Source organism: Microbacterium sp. NPDC055455 (assembly GCF_053619935.1).
In genome coordinates this window covers 367767-381904 of sequence record NZ_JBSHLB010000001.1, presented here as the reverse complement: position 1 = coordinate 381904, position 14138 = coordinate 367767, and the positions used below count along the sequence as shown (strand labels likewise).

The window sequence follows — 14138 nt, the reverse complement described above, 5'->3', positions numbered from 1 at the left end:
GATGCCGCGGGCCGGCGTGGGCTCAGCGGCGGTCGGTGCGGAGGGCGGCCTCGATGCCGGCGGCGGCGGCGCGGAGCGCCGCGACGGCGGCGTCGGGCGGCGTCTCGCGGGGGAGCACCACCGACAGCGCGGCCACGACCTCGCCCGCGTCGCGGATCGGCACCGCCACGCCGGTCGACACCGACTCGATCGATCCCGGCGCCACCACCACGCCGGTGCGACGGACCTCGGCGAGCAGGCGGCGCAGGCGCGCGGCATCCGTCACCGTCTCGGGCGCGAGGGCGCGCAGCGGTCCGGCGAGCACCCGCTCGCGGAGGGCGGCCGGCGCGTGCGCCAGCAGCACGAGGCCCGACGACGAGGCGTGCAGCGGCAGGCGTCCGGCGATGCGGGTGATGTTGGCGCCCGCGTCGGGATGCGAGAGGCGCTCCAGGAAGAGCGCCTCGTCCTGCTCGAGCACCGCGAGCTGGGTGTGCTCGCGGATCGCCGCCTGCACCCGCTCCATGTGGGGCAGCGCGGCCTGCCGGAGGCGCAGCGCCGTGGAGCCGCGGAGGGCCAGCTCCCACAGCCGCATCCCGAGGTGCACGCGACGGTCCTCATCGCGCTCGAGCAGCCCGGCGGCGACGAGCTCGTCGACGATGCGGTGCGCGGTGGACGACGGCAGCCCGGCGCGGCGCCCGATCTCGGCGGCCGACTGCATCGACCGTTCGGCCGTGAACGTCTCGAGCACGCGCACGATGCGCTCGGTCATCGAGTCGCCGGTCGGCGAGTTGGCCATGCGCCCACTGTGACACACGCCCGGGCGGGTAACGTCGCTCGGGGAGGAGCCATGGCGGACGGCGAGGGCGTGCTCGAGCGCACCCTGAGGGTGCTCGACTGCTTCACCGACGACGAGCCGGCCGTCACCGCGGCGGTGCTCGCCGCGCGCACCGGCCTCCCCTCGTCGACGCTGCACCGCCTGCTCGCGACCCTCGTGGCCGAGGGGCTGCTGACGCGGGGTCCGGGTCACACCTACGCCATCGGGCCGCGGCTGTGGGAGCTCGGCGAGCTGTCGCCGCTGTCGCTGCGACTGCGCGAGACGGCGCTGCCGCACATGGTGCGGCTCTACGAGGCCACGGGCGAGAACGTGCACCTCGCCGTGCTCGACGGGGCCACGCCCGAGACGACGAGCGCGCTGTACGTCGGGCGCCTCACCGGCCGCCAGTCGATCCCGACCCTGAGCCGCATGGGCGGGCGGGGGCCGCTGCACACCACGGGGGTCGGCAAGGCGCTGCTCGCCACGCGGGACGAGGCCTGGCTGCAGCAGTACTTCCGCGCGCCGCTGGTGCGCGAGACGGTGAACTCCATCACCACAGAGGCGGGCCTGCGCGCCGACATCGCGCGCACCCGGGCCCTCGGCTACGCGACGACCCGCGAGGAGATGACCCTCGGCAACGTCTCGGTGGCCGCGGCCCTGCCGCGCGTGGAGGGCCTTCCCCCCATCGCGATCGGCCTCGTCGTTCATCTCGAGCGCGCCGACGCGCGGCGCCTCGGGCCCCTCGTCGTGCAGTCGGCCAAGGACCTCCACCACGACCTCCGCGGCGCGTGAGCCCGGCTCGGTCGCCCGGGTTTGGGGGAGTCGCCCGGGGTTTGGGGCGCATGCCGCCCCTTCGGGGCGCACGGCGCGCGCCCCGAACGAACGTACGGCGCCCCAAACCCGGAAGAAAGAGACCGAGAGAACCAAAGGGGGACGGATGCCTCGGCCCGCGGCATCCGTCGATCCCACTGAGTGGGAGTGCGAGCCCGCACGGCCCGGCGCCGGTGCGACGCTGGGACGACCCGAGTCGTCGAAGGAGACCTTGATGAGTGCGACGCAGCCCGATCCCCGGGGTGAAGAGGCGTTCTCGTCGTCGGTGGTTCTCGAGCAGACGGTGGCAGCGCCCGAGTCGCTGCTGGCCTCGCCCGACCAGCTGACGCAGAACGAGATCACGCAGGAGATCGTCGATTACCACGCCGCCGCCGCGCGACGCGAGGAGGCCGGCGAGAAGCTGAACATCAGCCTCCACGACTTCCCGCCCTACCGGTCGAGCCTGCTGCGGCATCCGACCAAGAACCCCAAGCTCGTCGACCCCGAGACCATCGAGCTGTGGTCACCGGCCTTCGGCCAGCGCGACGTCGCGGCGATCGAGTCCGACCTCACGCTGCAGCACATCGGCGAGCCGCAGGGCGAGCGCATGACGGTCGAGGGCCGGCTCCTCGACTCGTGGGGGCGTCCGCTGGCGAACCAGCTGGTCGAGATCTGGCAGGCCAACGCGGCCGGCCGCTACATCCACCAGCGCGACCAGCACCCCGCGCCGCTGGACCCGAACTTCACCGGGGCCGGGCGCACGGTCACCGACGACAACGGGTTCTACAAGTTCACGACGATCAAGCCGGGCGCCTACCCGTGGAAGAACCACGTCAACGCGTGGCGCCCCGCCCACATCCACTTCTCGATCTTCGGCAGCGGCTTCACCCAGCGTCTGGTGACGCAGATGTACTTCCCGGGCGACCCGCTGTTCCCGCTGGACCCGATCTACAACACGATCTGGCGCCAGAAGGACCGCGACCGCCTGATCGGGCTGTACGACCACGACCTGTCGGTGCCCGAGTTCTCGATGGGGTACCGCTTCGACATCGTGGTCGACGGACCCGACGCCACCTGGTTCGAGCCCGAAGAAGGAGAGCACTGATGGCCGCTCGCACCCAGCGCGACCTGGGCCCCAAGACCCACGAGCCCACCGGCGGCCAGACCGTCGGCCCGTTCTTCGCCTTCGGCTTGGACTACCCCAAGAAGCACGAGGTCGTCTTCCCGCACAGCCCGGGTGCGATCGTGCTCGGCGGCACCGTGTTCGACGGCGCCGGCAACCCGATCCCCGACGCCGTCGTGGAGATCTGGAGCGCCGACGAGGACGGCAGCATCCCGCGCGCGCACGGCGCGTTCCGCCGCGACGACCACTCGTTCACCGGATTCGGGCGCGCCGCGACGACGGATGTCGGCCACTACGAGTTCTGGACCCGCAACCCCGGTCCGGTCGACGGGGGCGCGCCGTTCTTCTCGGTGATCGTGTTCGCCCGGGGGCTTCCCGACAAGCTCGTGACGCGCATCTACCTGCCCGAGCACGAGGATCTCCTCGCCGCCGACCCGCTGCTGTCCTCGCTCGACGAGGGCGAGCGCGCTACGCTCATCGCGACGCGCCGGCCCGACGGCAGCCTGCACCACGACATCCACCTGCAGGGCGAGAAGGAGACCGTGTTCCTTGCCTTCTGATCCGCACCCCCCTCTCGACGAGGGGCTGCTCTCGCCGGTGACCGTCGGTCACGACGAGACGGTGACGGATGCCGCGATCCTCGACGCGCTCGTGACGGCCGAGGTCGGCCTCGCCCGCGCCCTCCTGGAGGCGGGCCTCGCGCCGGCCGAGGCCGTCGACGAGATCGAGACGGAGTTCGGCTGGCAGGGCGCACTGCGCGGATGCCGCGATCACGGCGTCGACGGGAGAGCGCTGGCGGCGGCGGCCGTGGCCGGCGGCAACCCGGTGATCCCGCTCGTCGGCGTGCTCAGGGAGCGCGTCGGCACCGACGCGCGCCTGTGGATCCACCGCGGCGCCACCAGCCAGGACATCCTCGACACCGCGCTGATGCTCGTCGCGCGGGCGGCCACCAGCAAGGTCATCGCCGCGCTCGCACACGCCGAGGTCTCGCTGCGCTCGCTGGCCCGCTCGCGCCGCGACGAGGTCGCCGCGGCGCGCACGCTCACCCAGCACGCGGTGCCGACCACCGTCGGCCTGCGCGCGGCCGGCTGGCTGCGAGGCGTCGCCCACGCCAAGGGACGCCTCGAGCAGGCCGGGCACGCGCTCCCCGTGCAGCTCGGCGGCGCAGCCGGAACGCTCGCCTCGTTCGTCGAGCTCGGCGGAGCCGAGACCGCGGCGGGGCTGCCGGCCGCCTACGCGCGCGAGCTCGGACTGGCCGCGCCCGAGGCGCCGTGGCACACCGCGCGCTGGCCGGTGACCGGGCTCGGCGACGCCCTCGTGCAGGCCGTCGACGCGGTCGGCAAGATCGCCGCCGACGTCGCCACCCTCAGCCGCAGCGAGATCGGCGAGCTCGCCGAGGGCACCGGCGGAGGATCGTCGGCGATGCCGCAGAAGCGCAATCCCGCGGCATCCGTCCTCATCCGCTCCGCCGCGCTGCGCGCGCCGCAGCTCGGCGCGACCCTGCACCTGGCGTCGGCGCTCGCCGTCGACGAGCGCCCCGACGGCGCCTGGCACGCGGAGTGGCCGACGCTGCGCGAACTGCTGCGTCTCGCGCTGGGCGCGACCGCCCACGCCGCGACCCTCGTCGCCGGCCTGCACGTCGACACCGACGCCGTGACCCGCAACCTCGACGCCGGCGGCGGGCTCATCCTCGCGGAGCGGCTCTCGCTCGTCCTCGGCCCCGCGCTCGGACCGGCCCGCGTGTCGCGGCTCGTCCTCGAGGCCGGCGCCGACGGCGACCTCGCCGCGGCGCTCGCGGCGCTCCCCGAAGTCGGCGCGCTCGCCGCCGACCGCGGCCGGAGCGCCGAGGCATTCGTCGCCGACCTGCTCGACCCCGCCCGGTACACGGGCCTCGCCGCACGCCTCGTCGACGAGGCCGTCACCCCACAGGAGACAGAGTGACCGTCCCCGCCATCTCGCTCACCGCACCCGTCGGCCCGATCGCCGCGCCGACCCTGATCCTCGGCCCGTCGCTCGGGACCTCGACCCTGCTGTGGGAGCGCGCGCTGCCCCCGCTCGCGCAGGAGTACCGGGTCATCGCCTGGGACCTCCCCGGTCACGGCGCCGCACCGGCCGCCGCCGCACCGTTCTCCATCGCCGACCTCGCCGACGCCGTGGCCGCGAGCATCGACGGAGAGTTCCTGTACGCCGGGGTGTCCCTCGGCGGCTGCGTGGGGCTCGAGCTGCTGCTGCGGCATCCGGATCGCGTCCGCGCAGCGGCGATCGTGTGCTCGGGCGCCGCGATCGGCGAGGCCGCAGCGTGGCACGAGCGTGCGGCCCAGGTGCGCGCGCAGAGCACCTCGAGCCTCATCATCGGCTCGGCGCAGCGGTGGTTCGCGCCGGGATCCATCGAGCGCGATCCTGACATCACCGGCCGGCTGCTGCACGCGCTGCAGGACGCCGACGACGAGAGCTACGCGCTGTGCTGCGAGGCGCTCGCGGGCTTCGACGTGCGCGATCGGCTGGGCGAGATCGCCACCCCGGTGCTGGCGGTGTGGGGCGATCACGACGGCGTCACGCCGGAGGCATCCGCTCGCGAGATCGCCGACGGCGTGCAGCGCGGCGAGGCGATCGGGATCGCGGATGCCGCGCACCTGCCGCCCGCCGACGCGCCGGCCGCGACGGCCGACGCCCTCCTCGGCTTCTTCGACGCCCACGCGGCGGAGCGCGCCGCATGACCCGCCCGGACGGCGAGGGCCTCACCGACCAGCAGCGCTACGACCAGGGCATGACGGTGCGTCGCGCGGTGCTCTCGGACGCGCACGTGGACCGTGCGATCGCCGGCGCCGATGAGCTGACGGCCGACTTCCAGGACTTCATCACCCGCGTCGCGTGGGGCGACATCTGGTCGCGGCCAGGGCTCGACCGCCGCTCGCGCTCGGTGGCGGTGCTCACGGCGCTCATCGCGCTCGGTCACCACGAGGAGCTCGCGATGCACCTGCGCGCGGCGCGGCGCAACGGCCTCACCGTCGACGAGATCCGGGAGGTGATCCTGCAGGCGGGGCTGTACTGTGGCGTCCCGGCCGCGAACACCGCGTTCCGCATCGCGAAGGACGTGTTCGCCGACGAGTCCTGACGCCCGTATGCTTCATCGCATGACGGGCTCGGGGAGCGCATGACGGCCGAACACGCACCCCGGATCCTCTACCAGGTCAAGCAGGTCGAGCTCGCCGTCCGCGGACGCCTCGACGACGTGGTGCGGCCGCACGGCATCACCGTGACGCAGTACACCGCGCTGACGGTGCTCGAGCAGCACCCCGGGATGAGCTCGTCGCAGTTGGCGCGGCACGCCTTCGTGACGGCGCAGGCGATGGAGGGAATCGTGCGCGCCCTGGTGGACGCGGGGCTGATCGACCGCGTCCGCGACCCCGAGAACCGGCGCCGCATGGCGATCTCGCTGACTCCGGCCGGCGTGGCGCTGCTGTCCGCGTGCCGCGACGACGTCGACCGCATCGAGGCCGTGGCGTTCGGCGGGCGGTCCGGATCGGAGCGCGCGGCGCTCGGACGCTGGCTCCAGGAGGCCCGGCGCGCCCTCGAGCAATCCACGGAACCGGTTGACTGACGTTCAGGAAACTTGATAATTGGTCCTAGCTCCGTCGCCGATGACGGCGCCCTGTCGACGATGACACGGAAGGACCCCACATGTCCCAGCTCCGCACCCGAACCATCGGATTGGCCGCGGTCGCCGCCGCCGCCCTGTCTGTCGGCCTTGTCGCGCCACCCGCCCTCGCGGACACCGGCGGCGAGTACGCCGGCTCGCTCTCCAACGGCACGACCTGGCTCGCGTCGGTCCCCGCCGACTGGAACGGCACCGTGCTGCTGTACAGCCACGGCTACCGGCCCTCGTTCATCCCCGGCAACCCGGCCTCCGTCGCCCCGGACGGCGCGACCAAGGCACTGCTGCTCGAGCGCGGCTACGCGCTCGTCGGGTCGTCGTACGCGTCCAGCGGCTGGGCGGTGCCGACCGCGGTCGACGACCAGCTGCAGTCCCTCGACGCCATGCTCGATGAGACCGGACTCGACCCCGAGCACATCCTCGCCTACGGCACCTCGATGGGCGGTCTCGTCACCGGCCGCATCGCCGAGAGCGCCGGCGACCTCATCGACGGGGCGATGCCGACGTGCGGGCTGATGGAGGGCGCCGTCGATCTGAACAACTACCAGCTCGACGGAGCGCACGCCATCGACCAGCTGCTCGCGCCGGCCCAGGACATCGACATCGAGGGCTACGCGACGCTCGGCGACGCCTTCGCCGCCTCCGGCGCGCTGAGCGCGGCGGTGCAGGCCGGTCAGCAGACACCGGAGGGGAAGGCGCGCATCGCGCTGGCCGCGGCGCTGTTCCACATCTCCGACGGCGCGGCCGCGGCCGACGCGCCGACGGACCCGGCGGTGCTGCAGCAGGGGCTGTACGAGCAGCTGCTCGACACGATCGGCTTCGTCACCCCCGGCCGCTTCGACATCGAGTCGACGGCGGGCGGCAACGCGACCTGGAATGCGGGAGTGGACTACCACAAGCTCTTCGCGCAGTCCGAGGACCGCGGGCTGGTGCAGGAGCTGTACCGCGAGGCCGGCCTGGACCTCAAGGCGGACCTCGCGACCCTGACCGCGACCGCGGACGTCGTGGCCGACCCCGGCTCGGTCGAGACGCTGCGCGCCTCGTCGGGGCTCTCGGGCGACCTGCAGATGCCGGTCATCGCGCTGCACACGCTCGACGACATCCTGGCGCCGATCCAGGTCGAGGAGGAGTACGCCGAGGACGTCCGCACGGCCGGAGACACCAGCCTGCTGCGCCAGTTCCAGGTCGACCGGGTCGGGCACTGCAGCTTCACGCCTGCCGAGATCGCGGCGGGGATCGAGGCGCTCCTGGACCGCGTCGAGACGGGCAACTGGGGCGCGGTCGGGCAGTCCGCGCAGCGCATGAACCAGCTGGCCGCGTCGCTCCATGACAGCGGGTCGGCGTTCGTCCCCACCCAGCCGGGCGAGTTCCTCGGCGACCGGGAGGGACGCCGCTGACGGCGCCGAACTGAACCGAGGGCGGCATCCGTGCCGGGTGCCGTCCTCGGCGTCTCGCCCTGGCGGTGAGAGACGCGCTGCGGTATCGTGTCCGTTAGACGGACAGGTGTTCGCAGGACGAACACAAGGAGGCGCAACGATGATCGACAAGACCGTGGCGTCCGTCGCGGAGGCCGTCGCCGGCATCCGCGACGGGGCGACCATCATGATCGGCGGCTTCGGCCGCGCCGGTCAGCCCGTCGAGCTGATCGATGCGCTCATCGCCCAGGGCGCGAGCGATCTCACGATCATCAACAACAACGCCGGCAACGGCGATACGGGCCTTGCCGCGCTCCTCGCGAAGAAGCGGGTGCGCAGGATCCTGTGCTCGTTTCCGCGCCAGCACGACTCGTGGGTGTTCGACGGCCTGTACCGGGCGGGCGAGATCGAGCTGGAGCTGGTGCCGCAGGGCAACCTCGCCGAGCGCATCCGCGCGGCCGGCGCCGGGATCGGCGCGTTCTTCTCGCCGACGGGCGTGGGCACCGAACTCGCCGAGGGCAAGGAGATCCGCGAGATCGACGGCCGTCTGTACGCGCTGGAGTACCCGATCAAAGCCGACGTGGCGCTCGTGAGCGCGTACCGCGGAGACCGGTGGGGCAACCTCGTGTATCGCGAGACCGCGCGCAACTTCGGGCCCATCATGGCCGCCGCCGCGACGACGACGATCGTGCAGGTCGACGAGCTCGTGCCGCTCGGCACGCTGGACCCCGAGGCCGTCGTGACGCCGGGCATCTTCGTCGACCGCGTCGTCGCGGTGGGCGAGCGGGCGTGGCTCGAGGGCGGCGCCTTCGTCGGAGGCGTGGACATCGAAGGGCGTCCGCTCGCGGCGGACGCGGCATCCGGAATCGAGGTCGACCAGTGAGCGTCAGCGAACCGAGGACGCAGGGCACGCGCATCACGCGCCAGCAGCTCGCGGCCCGCATCGCCCGGGACATCCCCGAGGGCTCGTACGTCAACCTCGGCATCGGGGCGCCGACCCTCGTCGCCGACTACCTGCCGCAGGACCAGGAGATCATCCTGCACACCGAGAACGGGATGCTCGGGATGGGGCCGTCGCCCGCCGCCGGCGAGATCGATCCCGACCTCATCAACGCCGGCAAGCAACCCGTCACCGCGCTCGCCGGCGCCGCCTACTTCCACCACGCCGACTCGTTCGGCATGATGCGCGGCGGCCACCTCGACGTGTGCGTCCTCGGCGCGTTCCAGGTGTCGCAGGGCGGCGACCTCGCCAACTGGTCGACGGGTGCCCCCGGTGCCATCCCCGCCGTCGGCGGCGCGATGGACCTCGCGATCGGCGCGAAGAACGTCTACGTCATGACCGACCTCCTCACCAAGTCGGGGGAGTCCAAGCTCGTCGAAGCATGCACGTACCCGCTCACCGGCGTCGGCTGCGTCACCCGCGTCTACACCGACCACGCCGTCTTCGACGTGACGCCCGGGGGATTCGCGGTGCGCGAGGCGTTCGGCGACAACACCGTCCAGCTCCTCGCCGCGCTCACGGGCCTGGAATTGACGGATGCCTCGACCCCCGGCATCCGGGAAGGTGAATGACATGGTGACCTGGATCTACGACGCCGTCCGCACGCCGTTCGGACGCGCCGGCGGCGCCCTCTCGGCGGTGCGCCCCGACGACCTCGCCGCCGTCGTCATGAGGGCGACGATCGAGCGCACGGGCCTGGATCCCGCGCGCATCGACGACGTGATCTTCGGCGACGCCAACCAGGCGGGGGAGGACAACCGCAACGTCGCGCGCATGGCCGCGCTGCTGGCGGGCCTGCCGACGACCGTCACCGGCGTCACGGTGAATCGGCTGTGCGCGTCGTCGGTCGAGGCCGTCGTCCAGGGGTCCCGTGCCATCGATGCCGGAGACGCCGACGTCGTGCTCGCGGGAGGCGTGGAGTCGATGAGCCGCGCGCCGTTCGTCGTCGAGAAGTCGCCGAGGCCGTGGCCGAGCGTCGGCAACCAGACGCTGTGGAACACGTCGATCGGCTGGCGCATGACCAACCCGCAGCTGCCGAGGCACTGGACGATCTCCAACGGCGAGTCGGCCGAGAAGACCGCCCGGGAGCAGGGCATCTCGCGCCAGGCCCAGGACGAGTTCGCCGTGCGCTCGCACCGCCTCGCAGCCCAGGCCTGGGCCGACGGCCTCTACGCCGGTGAGATCGTGCAGGTCCCGGGCGCCGAGCTCGCGCGCGACGAGGGCATCCGCGACGACACGTCCGTCGAGAAGCTGGCAGGTCTCAAGGCGCTGTTCGCCGCCGACGGACAGGGCAGCGTGACCGCCGGCAACTCCTCGCCCATCAACGACGGCGCTTCGGCGGTGCTGCTCGCCCGCGAAGGGGCGCTGGACGGCGAGCCCCTCGCCCGCATCACGGCGCGCGCCGCGCACGGCGTCGACCCCGACCAGTTCCCGCTGGCGCCGATCGAGGCGGCGAACAAGGCGCTCGCCCGCGCGGGCCGCACCTGGGCCGACGTCGACCTCGTCGAGCTCAACGAAGCGTTCGCGTCGCAGTCGCTCGCCGACATCCAGGGCTGGCCCGAGCTCGACCCGGAGCGCGTCAACATCCACGGCGGCGCGCTGGCGATCGGGCATCCGCTCGGCGCGTCGGGTGGCCGCATCATCGGCCACGCGGCGCACGAGCTGCGCCGTCGCGGCGGGGGCGTCGCGGTCGCCGCCATCTGCATCGGCGTCGGGCAGGGCCTCGCCGTCGTGCTCGAGCGCTGAGCCGCGGAGCCGGACGGGTAGGGTGAGCCGGTGACCGAAGCCGCGGGCCGCACCCACGACACCGTGCAGTCGCTCGCCCGGGGGCTCGCCGTCATCCGGGCCTTCGACGCCGAGCACCCCGAGCTCACGCTCAGCGAGGTGGCACGCCGGGCCGGCATCACCCGCGCGGCGGCGGGCCGGTTCCTGCGCACACTCGAGCAGCTCGGATACGTCCGCGGCTCCGGCGCGACGAGCGTCGGACGCAGCTACGGCCTCACGCCGCGGGTGCTCGAGCTCGGCTTCAGCTACCTGTCCGCGCTGTCGATCCCCGAGGTCGTCCAGCCGCACCTCGAGCGGCTCTCGCGCGAGGTCGACGAGAGCGTGTCGGCGGCCGTCCTCGACGGGAGCGACATCGTCTACATCGCGCGCGTCCCCACGCGCCGCATCATGAGCGTCCGCATCACCATCGGCACGCGGTTCCCCGCGTTCGCGACGTCGATGGGGCGCGTGCTGCTGGCGGGGATGCCGGATGCCGCGCGCGAGGCCGCGCTCGCGGCATCCGCCCTCCCCGCCCTCACCAACCGCACCCTGACGTCGGCGGGAGCCCTCCGCGAGGAGCTCGTGCGGGTAGGGGAGCAGGGGTGGGCGCTCGTGGACGGCGAGCTCGAGCCCGGCCTGCGCTCGGTCGCCGTGCCGCTGCACGACCGCCGCGGCGGCGTCGTCGCCGCGGTGAACGTCTCGACGAGCGCGACGCGCGACACCGTCGAGCACGTGCTCGATGAGTACCTGCCCCCGCTGCAGCGCACCGCCGCCGCGATCGACGCCGAGCTGCGCCTGGTGTGAGGGAACGGATGCCGCGGCCCGCGGCATCCGGTTCAGAACACGATGGTGTGGTTGCCGTGGCGGATCACGCGGTCCTGGGCGTGCCACAGCACGGCGCGCGAGAGCACCTGGCGCTCGACGTCGGCGCCGCGGCGGGCGAGCTCGGCCGCCGAGTCGGCGTGCGTGACGCGCACGGTGTCCTGCTCGATGATCGGTCCCTCGTCGAGGTCGTCGGTGACGTAGTGCGACGTCGCGCCGATGAGCTTGACGCCGCGCTCCTTCGCCTTCTTGTACGGCTCGGCGCCGATGAAGGCGGGCAGGAACGAGTGGTGGATGTTGATCACCGGCACGCCGACCTGCGCGAGGAAGTCGCCCGAGAGGATCTGCATGTACCGCGCCAGCACGACGAAGTCGACGTTGCCCCTGAGCAGCTCGACGATCTTGGCCTCGGATGCCGACTTGTCGGGTCCCGCGACGGAGGGGACGTGGAAGAAGGGCACGCCGAACGAGCGCACGTCTTCGGCCGAGGTGGTGTGGTTCGAGATCACCATCGGGATCGTCACCGGCAGGTCGCCGCGGCGGTGACGCCACAGCAGGTCGAGCAGGCAGTGGTCCTGCTTCGACGCGAGGATCGCCATGCGCTTGGGGACGGACTGGTCGGTCAGCGACCACTCGAGCTCGAATCCGCCGAGCGTCCGCGCGAGCTCGTCCTCGATGCGGGGACGGTCGGCGGCGAAGCCGGGGCGGTGGAACACCACCCGCTGGAAGTACGCACCGCCCTCGGGGTTGTCGGAGTACTGGTCGAAGGCGACGATGTTGCCGCCGATGCGGGTGATCATCGCCGAGACCGCCGCCACGATCCCCGGCTGGTCGCTGCCGTGGACGATGAGGCAGGCGTGGTCGGGGTTGAGGTGCATCGCGGGCGAGGTCATCCCTCGATTCTGCCGTGTGATGACGCGTCGGATTCCGCCGCTCGGCGCCCACCGATCACCGACGGCGTCGCCGGGCCGTCCAGAGCAGGTATCCGCCCAACGTGGACGCGGCCGTCATGCCCGCGCCGACGAGGGCGCTCCGCCACGATCGCCACCGCTCGTCACCCGCGACGAAGCGGCCGACGGCGTTGATCAGGGCGGCGGTGATCATCCCGGCCACCAGGCGGTTGCCGATGCGCTCGGTCCGGGCGACCAGCGGGTCGAGCTCCGCCGCACGGAGGTGGACCTCGACGCCGTTGCCGTCCATGGTGTCGAGGATCCTGCGCAGGCGCGTGGGAAGCTCCAGCAGCAGGGCGCCGGCGTCGGTGGAGGCGCGACCCATCCGCTTGGCGAGCGCCGCGGGGGAGAGCCGGTCACGGACCAGCCGCTGCGCGTAGGGAGTCAACACGGCGGCGAGGTCGAACTCGGGATCCAGCTGCACTCCGATGCCCTCGATCACCATGAGCACCTTGAAGATGAGTGCGACCTCGCGCGGAAGCTGCAGCCGCTGCTCGCGGAGCACGCGGAGCAGTTCGGTGGCCATCCGGCCGAACCCCACCTCTCCCAGCGACCTGTCGGCGGCCAGCCCGATGAAGGACGCCATGGCCTGACGGAACTCATCCCGATCGACGTTGCCCTTGGTCACCGACACGCGCACGAGCGCGTCGGCCAGCGCGTCGGGGTTCTGCAGGGCGTAGGCGATGAGGAAGTCGGCGAACCGGTCGCGGAGGTCCTCGCTGATCTGGCCGACCATGCCGAAGTCGATGAGCGCGATGCTGCCGTCCGGCTGGACGAAGAGGTTGCCCGGGTGGGGATCGGCGTGGAAGAAGCGGTGCTCGAAGATCATCTGGAGCATGACGTCGGCGCCCGTCTTCGCCAGCGCGCCGCGGTCGATTCCCGCCTCGTCCAGCGCCTCGAGGTCGTTGATCTTGATACCGGTGACGCGCTCGAGAGTCAGCACACGCGAGGTGCTCCGCGTCCAGACGACCCCAGGGATCAGCACGTCGGGGCGGTCGGCGAACAGCGCGCCGAACCGGTCGGCGTTCTCCGCTTCGCGGACGTAGTCGAGTTCGGCGCGGAGCGTCCGCGAGAACTCCTGGACGATTCCCCGCACGTCGTATGTGCGCGCGGCTTCCCACGCCCGCGCCGCGCGGTCGGCGAGATCGTTGAGGATGTCGAGGTCCTCCTGCACCTGCCGAACCGCATCGCGGCGGCGGACCTTCACCACGACGGGTGTGCCGTCCCGCAGCTCTGCGGCGTGGACCTGGCCGATGGATGCCGATGCCAGCGGGGCCGGATCGAACGACGCGAAGGACTGCTCCGGCTCCGCGCCCAGCTCCCGGCAGATCGTCTCCCGGATCTCGTCGATGGACACGGGGGGAGCGGCATCCAGCAGCTTGGAAAGCTCCGCGATGTAGGCCGGTGGAAGGAGGTCGGGGCGCGTGGAGAGAAGCTGGCCCAGCTTGATGAAGGTGGGCCCCAGCTCCTCGAGAGCGAGCCGGAGGCGAGCGGCCCTCGTCAGGGCGGGGTCGGCCGGCCGGTGCTGCGGGTGGCGACGGCCGGCGGGGATCCACCGGCCGAGTCCCGTCGCACCGACGAGGAAGCTCAGTCCGTGACGCGCCAGCGTGTCTGCGATCTCCTGGTACCTGCTGAGATTCGCTCTCACCGCCGCGATCGCCGTTCCGCCATCGGCTCATTGTCGCCGACCTCCCCAGCGGGGACAAGAGACCTAGAGCAAGCCGTCGCGGTGCGCAACCGTCATGCCGGCACGACGGTGAGCGCGTACATTTGGTCCTCTTGAATCGCCCGGCCGATGGGAGGGGC

General features: G+C 72.6%; 15 protein-coding genes. 12 read left to right on the top strand and 3 right to left on the bottom strand.

What is annotated here, in order from left to right; translation table 11 throughout:
* Positions 1 to 22: 22 nt before the first annotated feature.
* Positions 23 to 775, bottom strand: coding sequence for an IclR family transcriptional regulator (locus tag ACWGUG_RS01595; RefSeq protein ID WP_336394282.1), 753 nt, complete (start codon positions 773 to 775; stop codon positions 23 to 25).
* Positions 776 to 826: 51 nt separating this feature from the next.
* Between ACWGUG_RS01595 and ACWGUG_RS01590 the strand changes: the two genes are divergently transcribed.
* From ACWGUG_RS01590 to ACWGUG_RS01535, 12 genes are all read left to right on the top strand, one after another.
* Positions 827 to 1585, top strand: coding sequence for an IclR family transcriptional regulator (locus tag ACWGUG_RS01590; protein WP_452323616.1), 759 nt, complete (start codon positions 827 to 829; stop codon positions 1583 to 1585).
* Positions 1586 to 1838: 253 nt separating this feature from the next.
* On the top strand, positions 1839 to 2708 hold the full coding sequence (pcaH, locus tag ACWGUG_RS01585) for a protocatechuate 3,4-dioxygenase subunit beta (RefSeq protein WP_336394284.1): 870 nt from the start codon (positions 1839 to 1841) through the stop codon (positions 2706 to 2708).
* Positions 2708 to 3286 (top strand): protocatechuate 3,4-dioxygenase subunit alpha, encoded by a 579-nt coding sequence (gene pcaG, locus ACWGUG_RS01580; RefSeq protein ID WP_452323615.1) that lies wholly within the window; start codon positions 2708 to 2710, stop codon positions 3284 to 3286. Before pcaH ends, pcaG begins: the two co-directional genes overlap by 1 nt.
* A complete protein-coding gene (locus tag ACWGUG_RS01575; protein WP_452323614.1) occupies positions 3276 to 4667 on the top strand; it encodes a lyase family protein in 1392 nt (463 codons plus the stop codon). The genes pcaG and ACWGUG_RS01575 overlap by 11 nt, the downstream gene beginning before the upstream one ends.
* Positions 4664 to 5443, top strand: coding sequence for an alpha/beta fold hydrolase (locus tag ACWGUG_RS01570; protein WP_378878764.1), 780 nt, complete (start codon positions 4664 to 4666; stop codon positions 5441 to 5443). The genes ACWGUG_RS01575 and ACWGUG_RS01570 overlap by 4 nt, the downstream gene beginning before the upstream one ends.
* The gene (gene pcaC / locus ACWGUG_RS01565) at positions 5440 to 5841 is read left to right on the top strand and encodes a 4-carboxymuconolactone decarboxylase (protein ID WP_452323613.1); all 402 of its coding nucleotides are present in this window, start codon (positions 5440 to 5442) and stop codon (positions 5839 to 5841) included. The genes ACWGUG_RS01570 and pcaC overlap by 4 nt, the downstream gene beginning before the upstream one ends.
* A 39-nt stretch (positions 5842 to 5880) precedes the next feature.
* Positions 5881 to 6327: a MarR family winged helix-turn-helix transcriptional regulator gene (locus ACWGUG_RS01560; protein ID WP_336394289.1), complete on the top strand. Its 447-nt coding sequence runs from the start codon at positions 5881 to 5883 to the stop codon at positions 6325 to 6327.
* 80 nt (positions 6328 to 6407) lie between these two features.
* On the top strand, positions 6408 to 7778 hold the full coding sequence (locus tag ACWGUG_RS01555) for an alpha/beta hydrolase family protein (protein ID WP_452323612.1): 1371 nt from the start codon (positions 6408 to 6410) through the stop codon (positions 7776 to 7778).
* Between the two features lie 139 nt (positions 7779 to 7917).
* Entirely contained in the window at positions 7918 to 8679 is a 762-nt protein-coding gene (locus tag ACWGUG_RS01550) for a 3-oxoacid CoA-transferase subunit A (RefSeq protein WP_452323611.1), read from the top strand.
* Positions 8676 to 9368, top strand: a complete 693-nt coding sequence (locus tag ACWGUG_RS01545; RefSeq protein WP_452323610.1) for a 3-oxoacid CoA-transferase subunit B — start codon at positions 8676 to 8678, stop codon at positions 9366 to 9368. Before ACWGUG_RS01550 ends, ACWGUG_RS01545 begins: the two co-directional genes overlap by 4 nt.
* A gap of 1 nt (position 9369) precedes the next feature.
* Positions 9370 to 10542, top strand: a complete 1173-nt coding sequence (locus ACWGUG_RS01540) for a thiolase family protein (RefSeq protein ID WP_452323609.1) — start codon at positions 9370 to 9372, stop codon at positions 10540 to 10542.
* Positions 10543 to 10572: 30 nt separating this feature from the next.
* Positions 10573 to 11364, top strand: a complete 792-nt coding sequence (locus tag ACWGUG_RS01535; protein ID WP_452323608.1) for an IclR family transcriptional regulator domain-containing protein — start codon at positions 10573 to 10575, stop codon at positions 11362 to 11364.
* A 32-nt stretch (positions 11365 to 11396) separates the two neighbouring features.
* On the opposite strand, the gene purU is transcribed toward ACWGUG_RS01535, so the two are convergent.
* Both purU and ACWGUG_RS01525 read right to left on the bottom strand, forming a co-directional pair.
* Positions 11397 to 12275 carry a formyltetrahydrofolate deformylase gene (gene purU / locus ACWGUG_RS01530; RefSeq protein WP_378878754.1) on the bottom strand — a complete coding sequence of 293 codons (879 nt, stop codon included), beginning with the start codon at positions 12273 to 12275 and terminating at the stop codon, positions 11397 to 11399.
* 55 nt (positions 12276 to 12330) lie between these two features.
* Positions 12331 to 13980 (bottom strand): ABC1 kinase family protein, encoded by a 1650-nt coding sequence (locus ACWGUG_RS01525; RefSeq protein WP_378878752.1) that lies wholly within the window; start codon positions 13978 to 13980, stop codon positions 12331 to 12333.
* Positions 13981 to 14138 lie beyond the last annotated feature (158 nt).